At 65.0% G+C, this 17,724-nt stretch carries 25 protein-coding genes; 16 read left to right on the top strand and 9 right to left on the bottom strand.

The genetic code is table 11. The annotated features are described in order from the left end of the window. A partial coding sequence (locus LQ564_RS20990; protein ID WP_231060052.1) for a zinc ribbon domain-containing protein occupies positions 1 to 224 on the top strand: 224 nt, incomplete at its 5' end. Positions 225 to 379: 155 nt separating this feature from the next. On the opposite strand, the gene LQ564_RS20985 is transcribed toward LQ564_RS20990, so the two are convergent. Beyond that, positions 380 to 547, bottom strand: a complete 168-nt coding sequence (locus tag LQ564_RS20985; protein WP_231060051.1) for a hypothetical protein — start codon at positions 545 to 547, stop codon at positions 380 to 382. On the opposite strand from LQ564_RS20985, the gene LQ564_RS20980 reads away from it, so the two are divergent. Further along, the gene (locus LQ564_RS20980; protein ID WP_371873523.1) at positions 514 to 780 is read left to right on the top strand and encodes a PAS domain-containing protein; all 267 of its coding nucleotides are present in this window, start codon (positions 514 to 516) and stop codon (positions 778 to 780) included. The two genes, LQ564_RS20985 and LQ564_RS20980, sit on opposite strands and share 34 nt — an antisense overlap. On the opposite strand, the gene LQ564_RS20975 is transcribed toward LQ564_RS20980, so the two are convergent. Next, positions 777 to 1,337, bottom strand: a complete 561-nt coding sequence (locus LQ564_RS20975) for a gamma-glutamylcyclotransferase (protein ID WP_231060049.1) — start codon at positions 1,335 to 1,337, stop codon at positions 777 to 779. The two genes, LQ564_RS20980 and LQ564_RS20975, sit on opposite strands and share 4 nt — an antisense overlap. A gap of 22 nt (positions 1,338 to 1,359) precedes the next feature. Then, positions 1,360 to 2,247 (bottom strand): LysR family transcriptional regulator, encoded by an 888-nt coding sequence (locus LQ564_RS20970; protein WP_231060048.1) that lies wholly within the window; start codon positions 2,245 to 2,247, stop codon positions 1,360 to 1,362. Positions 2,248 to 2,342: 95 nt separating this feature from the next. On the opposite strand from LQ564_RS20970, the gene LQ564_RS20965 reads away from it, so the two are divergent. Both LQ564_RS20965 and maiA read left to right on the top strand, forming a co-directional pair. Then, complete coding sequence (locus LQ564_RS20965) at positions 2,343 to 3,368, top strand: fumarylacetoacetate hydrolase family protein (RefSeq protein WP_231060047.1); 1,026 nt, start codon at positions 2,343 to 2,345, stop codon at positions 3,366 to 3,368. Beyond that, entirely contained in the window at positions 3,365 to 4,009 is a 645-nt protein-coding gene (gene maiA / locus LQ564_RS20960) for a maleylacetoacetate isomerase (protein WP_231060046.1), read from the top strand. The genes LQ564_RS20965 and maiA overlap by 4 nt, the downstream gene beginning before the upstream one ends. A gap of 213 nt (positions 4,010 to 4,222) precedes the next feature. On the opposite strand, the gene LQ564_RS20955 is transcribed toward maiA, so the two are convergent. Beyond that, the gene (locus LQ564_RS20955; protein WP_231060045.1) at positions 4,223 to 4,669 is read right to left on the bottom strand and encodes a CBS domain-containing protein; all 447 of its coding nucleotides are present in this window, start codon (positions 4,667 to 4,669) and stop codon (positions 4,223 to 4,225) included. A gap of 136 nt (positions 4,670 to 4,805) precedes the next feature. Between LQ564_RS20955 and LQ564_RS20950 the strand changes: the two genes are divergently transcribed. The 12 genes from LQ564_RS20950 (at position 4,806) to LQ564_RS20895 (ending at position 14,187) form a co-directional block, all read left to right on the top strand. After that, the gene (locus LQ564_RS20950) at positions 4,806 to 5,576 is read left to right on the top strand and encodes a uracil-DNA glycosylase family protein (RefSeq protein WP_231060044.1); all 771 of its coding nucleotides are present in this window, start codon (positions 4,806 to 4,808) and stop codon (positions 5,574 to 5,576) included. 199 nt (positions 5,577 to 5,775) lie between these two features. Continuing rightward, positions 5,776 to 6,264 (top strand): Fe-S cluster assembly transcriptional regulator IscR, encoded by a 489-nt coding sequence (gene iscR, locus LQ564_RS20945; protein WP_231060043.1) that lies wholly within the window; start codon positions 5,776 to 5,778, stop codon positions 6,262 to 6,264. Then, positions 6,264 to 7,520 carry an IscS subfamily cysteine desulfurase gene (locus tag LQ564_RS20940; protein ID WP_231060042.1) on the top strand — a complete coding sequence of 419 codons (1,257 nt, stop codon included), beginning with the start codon at positions 6,264 to 6,266 and terminating at the stop codon, positions 7,518 to 7,520. Before iscR ends, LQ564_RS20940 begins: the two co-directional genes overlap by 1 nt. A 27-nt stretch (positions 7,521 to 7,547) precedes the next feature. Further along, entirely contained in the window at positions 7,548 to 7,937 is a 390-nt protein-coding gene (gene iscU, locus LQ564_RS20935; RefSeq protein ID WP_231060041.1) for a Fe-S cluster assembly scaffold IscU, read from the top strand. Between the two features lie 26 nt (positions 7,938 to 7,963). Beyond that, positions 7,964 to 8,287, top strand: a complete 324-nt coding sequence (gene iscA, locus LQ564_RS20930; RefSeq protein ID WP_231060040.1) for an iron-sulfur cluster assembly protein IscA — start codon at positions 7,964 to 7,966, stop codon at positions 8,285 to 8,287. A 3-nt stretch (positions 8,288 to 8,290) separates the two neighbouring features. Then, positions 8,291 to 8,809 (top strand): Fe-S protein assembly co-chaperone HscB, encoded by a 519-nt coding sequence (hscB, locus tag LQ564_RS20925; RefSeq protein WP_231060039.1) that lies wholly within the window; start codon positions 8,291 to 8,293, stop codon positions 8,807 to 8,809. Between the two features lie 125 nt (positions 8,810 to 8,934). Beyond that, positions 8,935 to 10,824: a Fe-S protein assembly chaperone HscA gene (gene hscA, locus LQ564_RS20920; protein ID WP_231060038.1), complete on the top strand. Its 1,890-nt coding sequence runs from the start codon at positions 8,935 to 8,937 to the stop codon at positions 10,822 to 10,824. A gap of 163 nt (positions 10,825 to 10,987) precedes the next feature. After that, complete coding sequence (gene fdx / locus LQ564_RS20915) at positions 10,988 to 11,329, top strand: ISC system 2Fe-2S type ferredoxin (RefSeq protein WP_231060037.1); 342 nt, start codon at positions 10,988 to 10,990, stop codon at positions 11,327 to 11,329. Positions 11,330 to 11,345: 16 nt separating this feature from the next. After that, entirely contained in the window at positions 11,346 to 11,540 is a 195-nt protein-coding gene (gene iscX / locus LQ564_RS20910) for a Fe-S cluster assembly protein IscX (protein ID WP_231060036.1), read from the top strand. Beyond that, positions 11,527 to 12,411 carry a class I SAM-dependent methyltransferase gene (locus tag LQ564_RS20905; protein WP_231060035.1) on the top strand — a complete coding sequence of 295 codons (885 nt, stop codon included), beginning with the start codon at positions 11,527 to 11,529 and terminating at the stop codon, positions 12,409 to 12,411. The genes iscX and LQ564_RS20905 overlap by 14 nt, the downstream gene beginning before the upstream one ends. Positions 12,412 to 12,418: 7 nt before the next feature. After that, positions 12,419 to 13,456 (top strand): low-specificity L-threonine aldolase, encoded by a 1,038-nt coding sequence (gene ltaE, locus LQ564_RS20900; protein ID WP_231060034.1) that lies wholly within the window; start codon positions 12,419 to 12,421, stop codon positions 13,454 to 13,456. Then, on the top strand, positions 13,456 to 14,187 hold the full coding sequence (locus LQ564_RS20895; RefSeq protein WP_231060061.1) for an rRNA pseudouridine synthase: 732 nt from the start codon (positions 13,456 to 13,458) through the stop codon (positions 14,185 to 14,187). The genes ltaE and LQ564_RS20895 overlap by 1 nt, the downstream gene beginning before the upstream one ends. Positions 14,188 to 14,246: 59 nt before the next feature. Here LQ564_RS20895 and LQ564_RS20890 read toward each other — a convergent pair whose 3' ends face one another. From LQ564_RS20890 to LQ564_RS20870, 5 genes are all read right to left on the bottom strand, one after another. Continuing rightward, complete coding sequence (locus tag LQ564_RS20890; protein ID WP_231060033.1) at positions 14,247 to 15,212, bottom strand: SDR family oxidoreductase; 966 nt, start codon at positions 15,210 to 15,212, stop codon at positions 14,247 to 14,249. A 109-nt stretch (positions 15,213 to 15,321) separates the two neighbouring features. Beyond that, a complete protein-coding gene (locus tag LQ564_RS20885) occupies positions 15,322 to 15,864 on the bottom strand; it encodes an RDD family protein (RefSeq protein WP_231060032.1) in 543 nt (180 codons plus the stop codon). After that, a complete protein-coding gene (locus LQ564_RS20880) occupies positions 15,818 to 16,585 on the bottom strand; it encodes a DUF3106 domain-containing protein (protein ID WP_231060031.1) in 768 nt (255 codons plus the stop codon). Before LQ564_RS20880 ends, LQ564_RS20885 begins: the two co-directional genes overlap by 47 nt. Continuing rightward, positions 16,582 to 16,980 (bottom strand): DUF3619 family protein, encoded by a 399-nt coding sequence (locus tag LQ564_RS20875; protein ID WP_231060030.1) that lies wholly within the window; start codon positions 16,978 to 16,980, stop codon positions 16,582 to 16,584. Before LQ564_RS20875 ends, LQ564_RS20880 begins: the two co-directional genes overlap by 4 nt. Further along, the gene (locus LQ564_RS20870) at positions 16,977 to 17,546 is read right to left on the bottom strand and encodes an RNA polymerase sigma factor (RefSeq protein ID WP_231060060.1); all 570 of its coding nucleotides are present in this window, start codon (positions 17,544 to 17,546) and stop codon (positions 16,977 to 16,979) included. The genes LQ564_RS20875 and LQ564_RS20870 overlap by 4 nt, the downstream gene beginning before the upstream one ends. Positions 17,547 to 17,724: the final 178 nt, after the last annotated feature.

Raw genomic sequence — 17,724 nt, 5'->3', positions numbered from 1 at the left:
GCGTCAAGATCGAGAGGCTGACCCTGGCGCAGCGGCACTGGACTTGCGACGCTTGCGGGGCCGCGCATGACCGTGACGTGAATGCGGCGATCAATCTGAGAAACATGGCGGTGAGTTCCACCGTGTCGGCCTGTGGAGGGGAAGGCGCTGGCCCTGTGCGCGAGCGCAGGGTGAAACCGGCCCCTGTGAAGCAGGAATCCAACAGCAAGGCGAGCTTTAAGTAGTATCAGGTAGCTTTGCGTAAGTTTGAAAGAACGGGTGTTGCGCCATTCGTGGGCGCGCAGGGCCAGGCGCTCGACCCAGTGGCGGCAGAACTGGCGCATCGACGGACGTTCGAAGGCGCGGCCCGAGCGTGGCCCAGCGCCGGCCGCGATGCGCTTCAGTAACCCGCGGCGAGGACGCATCGTCCGGCGCCGCCAGCCGGCGCCTCGCACGCCTGCCGCCATTCGTCGCCCAACAGGTTCGACGCGGGCATGAAGCGGTCCTGCACCGAGCCGAGGTTGAACGCGAATAGTGCCTGGACCGTGTGCGGCGCGAAGAAGGCCATGTAGCCGCGGCCGCTGTTCGGCGACCAGGTCACGAGCGGCCGCGCGCCAGTGGACCGAGGCGGTGGCGGCCCGCGGCATGGTCGATGCACGGTTCCGGGTGCGCCGCGCGGATGGGGCGTGGCGCCTGATGGCGGTGCGGGCGGCGCCGCTGGTCGGGGCCGATGGGCGCATCCGCAAGTGGGTCGGCCTGAACGTCGAGGTGGACGAGGGGGCGCCGCCCGATCCGGCTTAAAGAGATTGCAGGCGTTGCGCGATCGCTTCCACGTGGGCGTCGTGCTTGCCGAGTTCGCGCAGGGCCCGGGCCAGCTGCAGCAGGTATTCGCTGTTCGGGCCGCTCGGCCCGCGCGCGCTCGCGATCTGGCGCGCGATGGCGTCGTCGCTGGCTTCGCCGAGGTAGGCGGCGTTGTCGCTGGTGGCGATGTAGACGATGCCCTCGGCTGTCGTGCCGTCCTCGAAAGTCATGTCGGTAGCCAGGCGCAGGTAGCCGTTCTTTTCGCGGTGGTCGAGATGGGCGAATTCTTCCGGGGTCACCAGGTAGGCCATGCCGTGGCAGATCGCGCCTTCGTCCGGGACCAGGGTGGCCACGCGGCCGGGGGCTTCCTGGGTGCCGCGGTGGTCGTGCGAGCCCTGGTAAAAGCGGCGGCTCCAGCCGCGGATGCTGGCGGGGCGGCGTTCGAGGAAGGGGAAGTCGGCCTTGAAGATCAGGGAACCGTAGCCGAACAGCCAGACGCTGGCGTGGCTGTCGAAGCGGTTCATCAAGCGGTTGATTTCGATGGTGTTCAGGGACATGGCCCCGATTGTAACGCGGCGATCACGGGTTGGCCCGGCGTACGAACTCGTCCAGGAAGACCATGAAGCTGTCGGCTGCCGGAGACAGGGAACGGCCTTGCCGGGTGTAGGTGAAGAAGCGCCGGCTCAGCACCGGTTCTTCGAGCGGCTTCATGACCAGGCCGTACAGCTTCACCAGCGGCGCGGCGTAGGGCATGCACACCGTCACGCCCAGCCCGGCGGCGGCCATGGCCAGTGCGGTGGTCATGAAGGTGACTTCGTTGGCCGGCTTGAGCGGCGCGGCATCGACCTCGTCGCGCAGGCGCTCGGTGAACTGGCCCTGCAGCGAGATCAGCGGGTAGCGCGCCACGTCCTGCCAGGTCAGGCGCGGCTGGCGTTCCAGTTCGTGGCCCTTCGGGAACACCAGCGCGAAGGGCATCTCGAACAGGGGGCGGGCGTCGAGCGGCGGCGCCGGATCGCGCTCCGGCCCGATGCCCAGGTCCGCCTCGCCCGACAGCACCCGCGCGATCACGCCTTCGACCTCGGTGTCCTTCAGCTGCACCTGTATGTCCGGATGCTGGCCGCGCCAGGCGGCGATCGCTTCCGGCAGCAGGGTGCAGGACAGCAACTGGGGTGCGGCGATGCGCACGATGCCTTTTTTCAGGTGCGTGTGGTCCGCCACGTTCGCCAGCGCACTGTCGAGATCGTCGATCATCTGGCTGAATAGCGGGTAGAGCTCCTTGCCGATGTCGGTGAGGATGATGCGCCGGGTGCTGCGGTCGATGACCTTCGCTTCCAGGGTCTGCTCGAGTTCCTTGATCAAACCGGACAGCGCGGATTGCGTCACGTGCAGGTTCTGGGCGGCGAGCGTAAAGTTACCCGTCTTGGCCACGGCGACGAAGGCGCGCATCTGGCGCAGGGTCGGATTCATAAGATAGTCTGATAAATCGAGCGAAAAATACTGTTTGTATGATAGTTCGGTTTGGATTGTAATGGCGAAATGCATTCAATTCTGAAGGAAACGCAATGAAACTCGCCTCACTCAAGTCCGGCGGCCGCGACGGCCTGCTGGTCGTCGTCAGCCGCGACCTGGTCACCTGCCAGGCCGTGCCCAAGATCGCCCGCACGCTCCAGTGCGCTCTCGACAATTGGGACGAGGTCGCGCCGCAGCTGGAGAAAATCTACGCGCGCCTGAACGCGGGCAGCGCCGACAAGGCCGAGTCCTTCATCGAGGAGGAATGCCATTCGCCGCTGCCGCGCGCCTACCAGTGGTGCGACGGCTCGGCCTACATCAACCACGTCGAGCTGGTGCGCAAGGCGCGCAATGCCGAGGTGCCGGAATCGTTCTATTCCGATCCGCTGATGTACCAGGGCGGCTCGGATTCCTTCGTCGGACCGTGCGACCCGATCGCGGTGCTGGACGAGGCCTGGGGCGTGGACCTGGAGGCCGAAGTCGCCGTGGTGACGGGCGACGTGCCGATGGGCGCCACGGTCGAGGAAGCGGCGGGGGCGATCCGCCTGGTGATGCTGGTGAACGACGTCTCGCTGCGCAACCTGATCCCGAACGAACTGGCCAAGGGCTTCGGCTTCTACCAGTCGAAGCCGGCCAGCGCTTTTTCTCCGGTGGCGGTCACGCCCGACGAGCTGGGCGACGCCTGGAAGGATTCCAAGCTGCACCTGCCGCTGCAGGTCACGCTCAATGACGAACCGTTCGGCCGTCCGAACGCCGGCGAAGACATGACCTTCAGCTTCGCCCAGCTGGTGGCGCACGCCGCCAAAACCCGCGAGCTGGGCGCGGGCAGCATCGTCGGCTCGGGCACGGTGAGCAATAAACAGGGCAGCCTGCACGGTTCCAGCATCGCCAACGGAGGCGTCGGCTACTGCTGCCTGGCCGAGGTGCGCATGTACGAAACGATTGAAGGCGGCAAGCCGGCCACCCCCTACCTGGCGTATGGTGACACCGTGCGCATCGAGATGGTGGACGAGAGCGGTGCGAGCATTTTCGGAGCGATCGACCAGGAGGTCGTTCGCTATCATCGGAGGACGACGTGAAACTGTTTACCTATTTCCGCAGCTCGGCCGCTTACCGGGTGCGGATCGCCTTGAACCTGAAGGGGCTCGGCTACGACGCCGTCCCCGTGCACCTGCTGCGCGACGGCGGCCAGCACCTCGCAAGCGACTACCGCAGGATCAACCCCAGCGGCCTGGTGCCGACCTTCCAGGACGACGCCATCACGCTGACCCAGTCGATGGCCATCCTCGAGTACCTGGAAGAGGCGTATCCCCAGGTGCCGCTGCTGCCGAAGGGGGCGGTTGGGCGCGCCCACGTGCGCGAACTGGCGCAGATCATCGCTTGCGACATCCACCCGGTGAACAACCTGCGCGTGCTGAAGTACCTGGTGCGGCAGCTGGGTTTGAGTGAGGAGGCCAAGACGGACTGGTACCGGCACTGGGTGATCGAGGGCTTCCAGTCGCTGGAGGCGCATTTGGCGCGGCATCTGGATACAGGGACGTTCTGTTATGGGCACTCGCCGACCATTGCGGATTGCTTCCTGGTGCCGCAGGTGTTCAATGCGCAAAGGTTCGATATCGATGTGACGGCGTATCCGACGATTTCGCGCATCAATGATATGTGTGTGGATTTGCCGGCGTTTAAGGCGGCGCATCCGGCGAAGCAGCCGGATGCGGAGTGAAAGTCAAAATCAAAATCAAAGTCAACTTGGGTTCCCGCCTGCGCGGGAGTTCGTAGGCGCCAGTGGCGCGTACGACGGTCTTACAGCTAACGGTTAGAAACAAGGTAGCGTCATTTTGACAGCCACCCTGAAGACCGTCATATGCGCCACTGGCGCCTACGACTCCCGGCGAAGGCCGGGATCCAGTTTCGTCGAGCAGCCACTAGCCAACATTCAATGCCGCACCTCCGACCGATCCGGCTCCGACGGCGACGAAATCTCATCCAGCGTCTCCTCCGCCGCCCCCTGCGTCTTGGTCGCAATGTCGCCCAGCGACACAATCCCCACCAGCTGCTTCGTCTCCTCATCGATCACCGGCACCCGCCGGATCTGCACGTCCCCCATCTTGCCCAGCACCTCATCCAGATCCTGGTTGCTGTAACACGTCCGCACATCCGTACTCATCACGTCCCCGACAAACGCCTGATCCGGCGACTGTCCCGCAGCCACCGAGCGCACGGCGATGTCGCGGTCGGTGATCATCCCGACCAGCCGGTCGCCGTCACAGACGGGAATCGCGCCCACGTTCAGCTCGTCCATGAGCTGGGCGGCGCGCTGGACGGTTTCCTGCGGCGAGATGGTGCGGACGTCGGGTGTCATCACTTCACGAATGGTTTGCATGATTCCTCCTGCTGAGTTGGTTGAAACGCCCACATGGGGCAGCCGGAAAATCATGCCTTGAATCCGCCAGGACGGACGCTGGATTGACCTTGGGAATGGGGCTACAATCGCCCTCCCTGTGACCTGCCAATCCGCCATGTCTACCCAAACGATTCCGCAATCCATCCTCGATCAGCTCGACCGTGCCGACGCTTCCTGGCGTCCGATCCTGGAAGCCGGCCTGCAGGCCGTTACCGCCGCCGATCCGAACTACCTGCCGGCGCTGGCCGTCGACGATTACCTGCCCACCGGCGGACGCATCTTCGCCGCCTTCGCCCAGCCGCTCGACCGGGTGAAGCACGTGCTGGTCGGGGAGGGGCCGTATCCGCGCGCCGAGAGCGCGACCGGCGTCTGCTTCATGGACGGCGCGGTGGGCGACCTGTGGAGCGACTCCGGGCTGTCGAAGCCGGTCAACCGCGCCACCTCGCTGCGCAACTTCATGAAGATGCTGCTGGTGGCCGACGGTCAGTTGCAGGCCGACGATACGGGCGGCGCGGCGCTGGCGCCGATCGCGAAGAGCGCGCGCACCGACGGTTCGATCCAGACGCTGGCGCAGTTGCAGGACAACCTGCATGGCCAGGGCTTCCTGCTGCTCAATGCCGCGCTGGTGTTTCGCAAGCACGTGGCGCCGGCGATCGATGCGCGCGGGTGGCTACCCTTCCTGAGGACGGTGCTGGCGGCGCTGGCGCAGCAGCCCGAGCCGCCGACGCTGGTGTTGTGGGGGAAGATCGCCGAGCAGTTGGCGAAGTTGCCGGAAACGGCGCGCCTGCCGCAGATCCAGGCCGAGCATCCCTACAACCTGTCCTTCATCCGGCACAGGGGAATGCAGGCGTTGTTCGGACCGATGAAATTGTTGCGGATGCGATAAGAGGGATAGGCCGTGGCGGCGGCCGATGTGCCGCCCGGTCCAAAATCGGGGGCGCCAAGACAAGGCGTCCGGATTTTGGTATACTTGACTAAATCAATCGGGTAATCAGGTTATTTACAAAGCGCATACGGAAGTTGAATTGCTGCGCTGCACTGATTACTTGAAGAAGTGCAATATTTTACATTAAACCGGGGTTGTGATGCGTCTGACCACCAAAGGCCGTTTTGCTGTTACCGCGATGATCGATCTTGCCCTGCGCCAGGGCAATGGTCCCGTCACGCTGTCGGGCATCAGCCAGCGCCAGGCCATTTCGCTGTCTTACCTTGAACAACTGTTCGGCAAGCTGCGCCGCCACGAGATCGTCGAATCGATCCGTGGCCCCGGCGGCGGCTACAGCCTGGCCCGTTCGGCGGACCGGGTCACGGTGGCCGACATCATCATCGCGGTCGACGAGCCGCTGGACGCCACCCAGTGTGGCGGCAAAGAAAACTGTCACGGCGCCGACGCTGCTTCCGGCACCCGTTGCATGACCCACGAACTGTGGACCACGCTGAACGCCAAGATGGTCGACTACCTCGATTCGGTCACCTTGCAGGATCTGGTCGACCAGCAGAAGCAGAAAGAACAGAACGTGGTGGTGATGCACCGCGCCCCCACCGCAGCACATACTGAAACCGGAGTGAACTGATGAACGCGCCCTTGGACAAACAAATCGAGCAGAGCTTCGTGACTGCGCCGCATTTCCCGATCTACATGGATTACTCGGCGACCACGCCGATCGATCCGCGCGTGGCCGACAAGATGATTCCCTACCTGCGCGAGCAGTTCGGCAATCCGGCGTCGCGCAGCCACATGTACGGCTGGAGCGCCGAGGCGGCGGTCGAGGAAGCGCGCGGCCATGTGGCGGCCCTGGTCGGCGCCGATCCGCGCGAGATCGTCTGGACCTCGGGCGCGACCGAATCGAACAACCTGGCCCTGAAGGGCGCGGCCCAGTTCTACAAGACCAAGGGCAAGCACATCATCACGGTCAAGACCGAGCACAAGGCCGTGCTGGACACCGTGCGCGAGCTGGAGCGCCAGGGTTTCGACGCGACTTACCTCGAGCCGCAGGACAACGGCCTGATCACGATCGAGCAGCTCGAAGCGGCGATCCGTCCGGACACCATCCTGGTCTCGGTCATGCTGGTGAATAACGAGATCGGCGTGATCCAGCCGATCGACGCCATCGGCGAACTGTGCCGCTCGAAGGGCATCATCTTCCACTGCGACGCCGCGCAGGCCACCGGCAAGGTCGCGATCGACCTCACCAAGACCAAGTGCGACCTGATGACCTTCACCGCGCACAAGACCTACGGCCCGAAAGGCGTCGGCGCCCTGTACGTGCGCCGCAAGCCGCGCGTGCGCCTGGAGGCGCAGATGCACGGGGGCGGCCACGAGCGCGGCCTGCGCTCGGGCACCCTGCCGACCCACCAGATCGTCGGCATGGGCGAAGCCTTCCGCATTGCCAAGGAAGAGATGGACGCCGAACTGGCCAAGGTGAAGGCGCTGCGCGACCGCCTGGCGAAAGGCCTGCTGGAGATCGAAGAGGTCTACATCAACGGCGACATGGACCACCGCGTGCCGCACAACCTGAACGTCTCGTTCAACTACGTCGAGGGCGAGTCGCTGATCATGGCGATCAAGGACATCGCCGTGTCGTCCGGTTCAGCCTGCACCTCGGCCTCGCTGGAACCGTCCTACGTGCTGCGCGCCCTCGGCCGCAGCGACGAACTGGCGCACAGCTCGATCCGCTTCACCATCGGCCGCTTCACGACCGAGCAGGACATCGACTTCGCGATCGAACTGCTGAAGTCGAAGGTCGGCAAACTGCGCGAACTGTCGCCGCTGTGGGACATGTTCAAGGAAGGGATCGATCTGAATTCGATCCAATGGGCAGCCCACTAATCATTACGGAATTCTAGGAGCACTACCATGGCATATTCGGACAAAGTACTGGACCACTACGAAAACCCGCGCAACGTCGGCGCCTTCGACAAGGGCGATGACGCCATCGGCACCGGCATGGTCGGCGCGCCGGCCTGCGGCGACGTGATGAAGCTGCAGATCAAGGTCAACGACCAGGGCCTGATCGAAGACGCGAAGTTCAAGACCTACGGCTGCGGCTCGGCGATCGCATCGAGCTCGCTGGTGACCGAGTGGGTCAAGGGCAAGTCGCTCGACGAAGCGCTGGCGATCAAGAACACGCAGATCGCCGAAGAACTGGCGCTGCCGCCGGTGAAGATCCACTGCTCGATCCTGGCGGAAGACGCGATCAAGGCCGCCGTCGCCGACTACAAAGCCAAGCACGCCGTGAAGGCGTAATAGTTAGAACAGACTGGAGCACCGTTATGGCAATCACCCTGACCGAAAAAGCCGCGAAGCACGTCACCCGTTATCTCGATCGCCGGGGCAAGGGGATCGGCTTGCGTTTCGGTGTGCGCACCACCGGCTGCTCCGGCCTGGCCTACAAGCTCGAATACGTCGACGAAGCGGCGGCGGAAGACCAGGTCTTCGAGTCGCACGGCGTGAAGGTCTTCGTCGACCCGAAGAGCCTGGCCTACATCGACGGCACCGAACTCGACTTCGCCCGCGAAGGCCTGAACGAAGGCTTCCGCTTCAACAACCCGAACGTCAAGGACAACTGCGGTTGCGGCGAAAGCTTCCGTATCTAATTGATGAAGCAGAACCACTTCGAGCTGTTCCAGCTGCCGGCCAGCTTCACCGTCGACGCCGACGCGCTGGACACGGCCTACCGCGACGTCCAGGGGCGTGTGCACCCTGACCGTTTCGTAAACGCCACCGACGCCGAGAAGCGCGTCGCGATGCAGTGGGCGACCCGCGCCAACGAGGCTTACCAGACCCTGCGCAATCCGCAGAAGCGCGCGCAGTATCTTTGCGAGATCAACGGCGTCGATTTGCAGACCGAGTCGAATACGGCGATGCCGGCCGCCTTCCTGATGCAGCAGATGGAATGGCGTGAAGAGCTCGAGGATGCGCGCGCGTCGAAGGATGCCGGTGCGCTGGACTCGCTCGACGCCCAGCTGCGCCGCGAACGGCAGGGGATGCTGGAGCAGGTGGGTCGACAATTGGATTCGGCCGATTATCACGGCGCCGCCCAGACTGTGCGCGCCATGATGTTCCTCGATAAATTCGGCGAAGAGGTACAGTACGCATTCGAGGCGCTGGACGCATAACGGCGAATGGTTTTGTAGGGTGGGCGGTCCTCCGCCCACGCGTCCAAATGCACGATGCGTTTCAATGACACCACCGAGAATCAATCGCGCGGTCGGCAACAAGAACAACAGGTAACAGACACACCATGGCACTACTCCAAATCGCCGAACCCGGCATGTCCACCGCCCCGCACCAGCACCGCCTGGCGGTCGGCATCGACCTGGGCACCACCAACTCCCTGGTTGCCACCGTCCGCAGCGGCAGCCCGGAAGTGCTGAGCGACGAGGACGGCCGGCCGCTGCTGCCATCTGTCGTGCGCTATCTCCCCAACGGCAACGCCAACATCGGCTACAAGGCGCAGGCCCACCAGACCACCGACCCGAAGAACACGGTCGTCTCGGTCAAGCGCTTCATGGGCCGCGGCCTGAAGGACATCGCCCACGCCGAGAACCTGCCCTACGATTTCGTCGATGCCCCCGGCATGGTCCAGATCAACACCGTGGCCGGCGTGAAAAGCCCGGTCGAGACCTCGGCCCAGATCCTGGCCACCCTGCGCCAGCGCGCCGAGGATTCGCTCGGCGACGACCTGGTCGGCGCCGTCATCACCGTGCCCGCCTACTTCGACGACGCCCAGCGCCAGGCCACCAAGGACGCGGCCCAGCTGGCCGGCCTGAACGTGCTGCGCCTGCTGTCCGAGCCGACCGCCGCCGCCATCGCCTACGGCCTGGACCATGGCAAGGAAGGCATCTATGCGGTCTACGACCTGGGCGGCGGCACCTTCGACATCTCGATCCTCAAGCTCTCCAAGGGCGTGTTCGAAGTCCTGTCCACCGGCGGCGATTCTGCCCTGGGCGGCGACGATTTCGATCACCGCCTGTTCTGCTGGATTGTGGAGCAGGCCAAGCTGGCGCCGCTGTCGGACCACGACACCGCGACCCTCATGGTCAAGTCGCGCCAGGCCAAGGAACTGCTGTCGACCAATGAAGAAACCACGATCGAAGCGATCCTGAAGTCGGGCGAGATCGTGCAAGTGACGATCACCGCCCAGACCTTCGCCGAGATCACCAAGCATCTGGTCGGCAAGACCATGAACGCGATCCGCAAGGCGATGCGCGATGCCGATGTTACCGTCGAGGACGTCGACGGCGTGGTCATGGTCGGCGGCGCCACCCGCATGCCGCATGTGCGCCGTGCGGTGGGCGACTTCTTCCACACCATCCCGCACGCGAACATCGACCCGGACAAGGTGGTGGCCTTGGGCGCCGCGATCCAGGCCAACCTGCTGGCCGGTAACCGCGCCGAAGGCGACGACTGGCTGCTGCTCGACGTGACTCCGCTGTCGCTCGGCATCGAGACCATGGGCGGCCTGGTCGAGAAGATCATCCCGCGCAACTCGACGATTCCGTGCGCGCGTGCGCAGGAGTTCACCACCTTCAAGGATGGCCAGACCGCATTGGCCGTGCACGTGGTGCAGGGCGAGCGCGAACTGGTCTCCGACTGCCGCTCGCTGGCGCGCTTCGAACTGCGCGGCATCCCGCCGATGGCGGCCGGCGCGGCGCGCATCCGCGTGACCTACCAGGTCGACGCCGACGGTTTGCTGTCGGTTTCGGCGCGTGAGACGCGCTCGGGTGTGGAAGCGTCGATCACCGTCAAGCCGTCCTACGGCCTCGGCGATGACGACGTGGCGCGTATGCTGCAGGAATCGTACACGTCAGCGCAGGGCGACATGCAGATGCGCGCGTTGCGCGAAGAGCAGGTCGAGGCGGAGCGCATCCTGCTGGCGACGCAGTCGGCGCTGGATGCGGACACGGAACTGTTGAGCGATGCCGAGCAGGATGAAGTGGCGAAGCTGGTGCACGGGGTGCGCGAGGCGATTCATCGCTCCAACGATGCAGCGATCGAAGCAGGGCAGCGCCAGGATGGGCTGCATGCAGCGGTGCAGGCGCTGGCCAAGGGCACCGAGGAATTCGCTGCGCGGCGGATGGACAAGAGCGTGCGCAAGGCGCTGGCCGGCAAGTCGCTGGACGAAGTCTGAGCTAGAACCACTACCCCTCGAGCCGTCGTTCCGGCCAAGGCCGGAACCCAATTTTGCCGGCGTCGACGTGACGCAACCAACTTGGATACCGGCCTTCGCCGGGATGACGTGCGAGAGGTAACACAATGGCCGAAGTAAACAATACACAACGAAGGTAATCCAAGTGCCACAAATCGTCATCCTCCCCCACCCAGTCCTGTGCCCCGAAGGCGCCGTCCTGGAAGCCCCGGCCGGCAAATCCGTCTGCGACGTCCTGCTCGAAAACGACATCGAGATCGAACACGCCTGCGACCGCGTCTGCGCCTGCACCACCTGCCACGTGATCGTGCGCGAAGGGTTCGAGTCGCTGAACGAGCAGGAAGAGAAGGAAGAGGACATGCTGGACAAGGCCTGGGGCCTGGAGCCGAACTCGCGCCTGTCCTGCCAGGCGATCATCGCCGAGGAAGACCTGGTGGTCGAGATCCCGAAGTACACGATCAACCACGCAGCTGAGAAAAACCACTGAACCACGGAGGGCCGCCATGAAGTGGACCGACGTTTCAAGCATCGCCGAAGCGCTGTACGAGAAGTACCCGGACGTCGACCCCACCACGGTGCGCTTCGTCGACCTGCACAACTGGGTCGTCTCGCTGGAAGACTTCAGCGACGACCGCACGCGCGGCGGAGAACGGGTACTGGAAGCCATTCAGGCGGCATGGATCGATGAAGCACGCTAAGCACACCAAACACGAGCCGGCCGCGTTGCCGGAAGAAGTCCGCCCCGGCCAGTCGGTCGAACTGCTGAAGGAACTGCACATCCTCACGCGCGACGGCAAACTGAACCAGGACAGCCGCCGCAAGCTCAAGCAGGTCTACCACCTGGTCAACTTCATCGAGCCGCTCCTGAGGGACGTGCGCGAGACCAAGCAGAACGTGTCGCTGGTCGACCACGGCGCCGGCAAGTCCTACCTCGGCTTCATCCTCTACGACCTGTTCTTCAAGGGACACAAGGATAACGATGGGGGCGCCCACGTCTACGGCATCGAGACGCGCGAAGAGCTGGTGCAGAAATCCACCGAGCTGGCGGCGCGCCTCGGCTTCAGCGACGGCATGTCCTTCCTGCCGCTGTCGGTGGCGGAATCGACCACCTCCGACAAGCTGCCGGAACGGATCGACATCGTCACCGCGCTGCACGCCTGTAACACCGCCACCGACGATGCCATCGACTTCGCGCTGAAGAAGAAGGCCAAGCACATGGTGCTGGTGCCGTGCTGCCAGGCCGAAGTGGCGAGCGTGCTGCGCAAGAACAAGGGCAAGGACCTGGGCCGCAGCGCGTTGACCGAGATCTGGCGCCACCCGATCCACACCCGCGAGTTCGGCAGCCAGATCACCAACGTGATGCGCTGCCTGCAGCTGGAAGCGCACGGCTACCAGGTGACGGTGACGGAGCTGGTGGGCTGGGAACACTCGATGAAAAATGAACTCATCGTCGCGACATACAAGAACCTGCCGCGTCGCCGCCCGACGGAACGCCTGCAGGAAGTGATGAGCGAGCTTGGGCTCGACGAAATGAAACAGCGCTTCTATACCCCTGTAACAGCAGACTGAGAACGAGATGAGCGACATGAACCAGAAGTGGATCGACCTGCGCAGCGACACCGTCACCCAGCCCTCCGAAGCGATGCGCGCCGCGATGGCCGGGGCAAGCGTCGGCGACGACGTGTACGCCGACGACCCGTCCGTCAACAACCTGCAGGAGTATGCGGCGGAGCTGTTCGGCTTTGAAGCCGGCATGTTCGCGCCCTCGGGCACCCAGACCAACCTGATCGCCCTGATGACCCACTGCGGCCGTGGCGACGAGTACCTGGTCGGCCAGGAAGCGCACACCTACAAGTACGAGGGCGGCGGCGCCGCGGTGCTGGGCTCGATCCAGCCGCAACCGATCATCAACCAGGCGGACGGCTCGATTCTGCTCTCCGACATCGAGGCCTACATCAAGCCCGACGACATGCACTTCGCGCGCACCCGCCTGCTGGCGCTGGAAAACACCATCGGCGGCCGCGTGCTGCCGCAGGCGTACGTGAAAGCGGCGACCGACCTGGCGCATTCCAAAGGCCTGGCGACCCACCTGGACGGCGCCCGCATCGCCAATGCGGCGGTCAAGAATGGCGTCAGCCTGCGCGAAGCGGTGCAGGGCTTCGACACCGTTTCGGTCTGCCTGTCCAAGGGCCTCGGCGCCCCGGTTGGCTCGGTCCTGCTGGGACCGAAGGCTTTCATCGAGCAGGGCAAGCGCTGGCGCAAGATGCTCGGCGGCGGCATGCGCCAGGCCGGCGTGCTGGCGGCGGCCGCGCAGTATGCGCTCGAGAACAACGTGCAGCGCCTGGCCGAGGACCACGACAACGCCGCCGCGCTGGCCCAGGGCCTGTCGCAGATCGCCGCCTTGAATGTCGGCACGCCGCAGACCAACATCTTCTGGCTCGACATCCCGGCTGCTGCCTGCGAACCGCTGCGCCAGGCCCTGGCGCGCGCGCGGATCCGCGCCTCGATCGGCCCGCGCACCCGCCTGGTGACCCACCTTGACGTGAGCGCCGCCGATGTCGCGCGCACCGTCGAGGTGTTCACCGCCTTCTTCGCAGACTGGCGGGGCGAATGATGGAAGAAGGTATCCGCCTGGCCAAGCGCGTCGCCGCGCAACTCGGCTGCTCGCGCGCCGAGGCGGAGCGTTACATCGCCGGCGGCGGCATCAGCGTGGATGGCGCCATCGTCGAGGATCCGGCCAGCCGCGTGCTGCCGTCGCAGGAGGTGCGCGTGCTGCCGGGCGCCTCGGCCGACGAAGCGCCGCCGGTGACCATCCTGCTGCACAAGCCGGCCGGTTTCAATTCGGGCGTCGGTTCGCGCGGCGAGCCTGCAGTGGGCTGCGTAACGGCGGAGACGCATGAGGCGCAGGGCCATGGCCAGCAGCGCTTCCTCAAGCGTCATCTCACCAAGCTGACGCTGACGTCGCCGCTCGAGACCGATGCGAGCGGGCTGGTGGTCTATACGCAGGACTTCCGTGTCGCTCGCAAGCTGGTGGACGAGGCGGATCGCGTGGAGCAGGAGTTCATCGTCGACGTCACCGGCGCCATCAAGGAAGGCGGGCTGGCGTTGCTGAATCACGGCTTGAGCTTCAACGGCAAGCCGATCGCACCGATGAAGGTCAGCTGGCAGAACGAGCACCGGTTGCGGTTTGCGCTCAAGGGCGTGAAGCCGGGGCTGATCGATCATATGTGCCGCGAGGTGGGGCTGGAGATCGTCGATATGCGGCGGATTCGGATTGGGCGGGTGTCGATGGCGGGACTGCCGATTGGTCAGTGGCGGTACTTGCTCGACTACGAACGGTTTTAACTCGTTGCATGCAAACTTGGGTTCCGGCGAAGGCCGGAACCCAAGTTCGTCGCGTGATGTTAGCGCTTCTTCAAGAGCTGGGCCCCGAACAGCGCCCCCAGCGCCACTGCCCCAACCACAAGCGCCTTGTTCCGCTGCGGCGCCGACGCACGACGCTGCCCACTATGAATCCCGCTCGCCCCCGACGGCGGCTCATACAACGCCCCGCGCGTATCCGGCACCCTTTCCGCCTTCCGCTCCCACCGCTCCAGGAACCGATTCATCCCCGCCGCCAGCAAGTTCGGCGCCGCGAAATTCGCCAGCCTGAACAAGGACGCCGGCGCCCCGACAGCCGTCGTCGGCCGCGGCCGCCGCGCCAGCGCAACGACGGCATCCGCCACCGTCTCCGGCTTCAAGGCCCCCGGCGGATACGACAGCTTCGCCCCCGTATAGTTGGCCCCATGGCTGAACCCCGGCGAGTCGACGAAGGTCGGATACACGTCGCATACGTGGATATCCGGCCGCCTGCCCAGCTCCGCCCGCAGCGCCTCGCTGAAGCCGCGCAGGCCGTACTTGCTGGCCGTGTATGCCGCAGCGTAGGGGGAAGGCACGAAGCCGCCGACCGAGATCATGTTGACCCAGATGCCGCGGTCCTGCTCGAGGAAGATCGGCAGCACCGCGTGGGCGTCGTTCATGTGGGTGAGGAGGTTGGTCTCGATCACGCGACGGTGATCTTCCAGAGGCACGTCGACGTACTTGCCGACCACGCCGGCGCCGACGTTGCTGAACCACAGGTCGATCCGGCCCAGGATGTCGCGCGCCTTGCTGGCGAAGGTCGCGACCGCGTCGGCGTCGGTCGCATCGACGACCAGCGCGTCGGCCGAGCCGCCGGCCTGGCGGCAGCGCTGCACGACATCGTCCAGCCCGTCCTTGCCGCGCGCGCCCAGCACCAGCTGCGCGCCCTCGCGCGCGAAGGCGACGGCGGTTGCGGCCCCGATGCCGCTCGATGCGCCCATGATGACGACGCGAATATTCGAAAGCTTCATGCTGCACCTTTCTGCAAGATGGGTTGAAGCTGTCGATTATTCCGTTGTTTGTCCTAAGGCCGCGCTCGAATGCCGTTAAGCAAGTAGGGTGGGCGCTCCCGCGCCCACCCTACTTCCGTTTCGGCAGAGCGATCAGGCGGGTGCCGGCGAGGCGATCGTGCAGGAATTGCCGATCCTTGTCGAACAGCGCCGTCATCGCCCACGGCACGATGCCGACGGCGAGGGCGATCGCGATCTGGCCCGGCCTGTGCAGCCCGAAGGCCCAGCACACCAGCAGCGCCGGCGCGAACCAGCCCCAGGCCAGCACGTAGCGCAGCAGGGCCGTCTTGAACGGCACCCTGGCATGCCCGACCTTCACCACCTTCATGCGCCAGGTCTTCATGGCCAGCGTGTGGCCGCTGTCGATCCAGCACCACATGAAGTAGGCGCCGGCCGTCGCCACCAGCCAGACGTTCATGCCGAATTTTGCTGCCGGATGTTGGCTGTTCAGGGTCAGCAGCATGTAGAGCCCGATCGCGAAGGCGCATACCGCGAACAGGCAGAAGGCCTCGTACACCATGGCCATCAGGCGGCGCCGGATGGTCGGCGTCTCGACCTTGACCGGCTTAGTTGCTGGCGTTGCTGGCGCTGGTGTTGCCTGGGCTGCTTGCATTGGATGCATTCTGTGGAGGAGAAACAGCGGTGGGTGCGCCAGGTGCGGGCGCGGGCGCCGGCGCGATGGCGGGCGGCGGAGAAACGGGCGTGGCGGCAGTCGCGGACGGCGGCGTCGGCAGGATGCAGGACGTCCCGCGCCGCATCGCGCCCGGCGGGCAGGGCACCGGGGTGTCGATGATCGGCGAATGCGGCATCGCGGGCGCGCCCTGCGGTTTGGCGCCGGAGCGGGCCAGCTTGCGCTTCTCTTCCTCGGACAGCTGCTTGTAGCTTTCCCAGGTCGCGGCCTTGCGGCCCGGGTCCAGGCGGCGGGTTTTGTTGAAATTCTCGCGCGCCAGGTTGCGCTGTTCCGGCGTCAGCTTCATCCATTCGCGCATGCGGTCGTGGACGCGCTGCTGCTCGGCCGGGCTCATCGAGGCGAAGCGGGCCGAGAGTTCGAGCCAGCGGCGCTTGCGCATGCCTTCCATCTGGTCCCACTCGGGTTTCAGGGGCGCGAGCGCGGCCTGCTGGCCGCGCGACAGTTCGCGCCAGAGCGGCTTGTCGAGGGTCTTGGCGACCGGCTTGGCGCCGGCGGCCGTGGTGTCCGCCGCATTGACGCCGCGCGCGGCGGGCGCCGTCGATTCGGACCGGTTATAGATCGCCCAGGTCGCGGCCCCGGCAATCAAGACCGCTGCCGCAGTTGCAACAACGGCGATGCGAGGCTTCGGAGCGGACTTCGTCATTGCTGGCGCTGTTGCGACTCCACGTAGGCGTTGAAGCCGTGGTCGAGGTAGGCGGTCAGCGGCAGTTCGTCGGCCAGCACGGCGGCGTCGATGTCGGCCAGGGCCGCCACGCGCTGCTGCTGTTCGTACTGGTAGACGCCGCCCATGCCGATGACCAGCGCCAGCATCGGGATCGCCACGCCGAGGCGCGCCAGCGCGGGGCCGGTGAACAGGGCATTGACGTCGAACAGCGGACGCCTGACCGCCTTGGCAGGGGCGGCGTCCGGCTTCTTGCGCGCCAGCGCGGCCGCGCGTGCGGCGGCCAGACGGTCGGTGGTCGATGCCGGCAGCGCCTCGAGGTTCTCGTTCAGGGCATGGCGTATCTTGTACGCGAGGTTGATGTCGTCCGTGTTCATAGCTTGATTCCCTTGGCCTTGAGCGCCGCGGCGAGGGTGTGGGTTGCGCGTGAGCAATGCGTCTTGACGCTTCCCTCAGAGCATCCCATCGCTTCGGCCGTCTCGGCCACGTCCATGTCCTGCCAGTAACGCATGAGGAAGGCTTCCCGTTGACGCGCCGGGAGCTTTTCCACTTCTTGTTCGATCAGGTGCAAGGTTTGTGCGCGTTCGTATTGATCCGCGCTCGACTCCGCAGCAGTTGTCCCTTCCTCCGCCTCGTACGAAGAAAGTATATCAAAGTCCTCGTCGTCCCCATCCTGCCGGCTGAAGCCCGAGAAGAGGCTGATCCAGGTATTCCGGACCTTCTCGCGGCGGAAGTAGTCGAGGATGGTGGTCTGCAGGATGCGCTGGAACAGCATCGGCAATTCGGCAGCCGGCTTGTCGCCGTATTTCTCGGCCAGCTTGATCATCGCATCCTGCACGATGTCGAGCGCCGATTCGTCCTTGCGCACCGCATACACCGCCTGCTTGAACGCACGCCGTTCGACATTCTCGAGGAAGTCGCTGAGTTCTTTGTCTGTGGCCATGCGTGGTTGAAAGGGCGTTTGATGCGAATGCCGTAAGGAAAACTGTCGAATCCTAGCAAAAAACCATGTCGCTTGCATGCAAATCGCGCAGCGCGACCATTTTCGGGGCAGTGGGCGGCGTGCAAGCGGAGAAGATCCGCATTTCCGACCAGCCAAGGTGTGAACGTGTGGGCGGAGT

The sequence above is a fragment of the Massilia phyllostachyos genome, from assembly GCF_021044825.1.
Lineage (GTDB): Bacteria > Pseudomonadota > Gammaproteobacteria > Burkholderiales > Burkholderiaceae_D > Telluria > Telluria phyllostachyos.
Note: the sequence above shows the minus strand (reverse complement) of the source record. Positions and strands in the feature narration are given on the sequence as shown.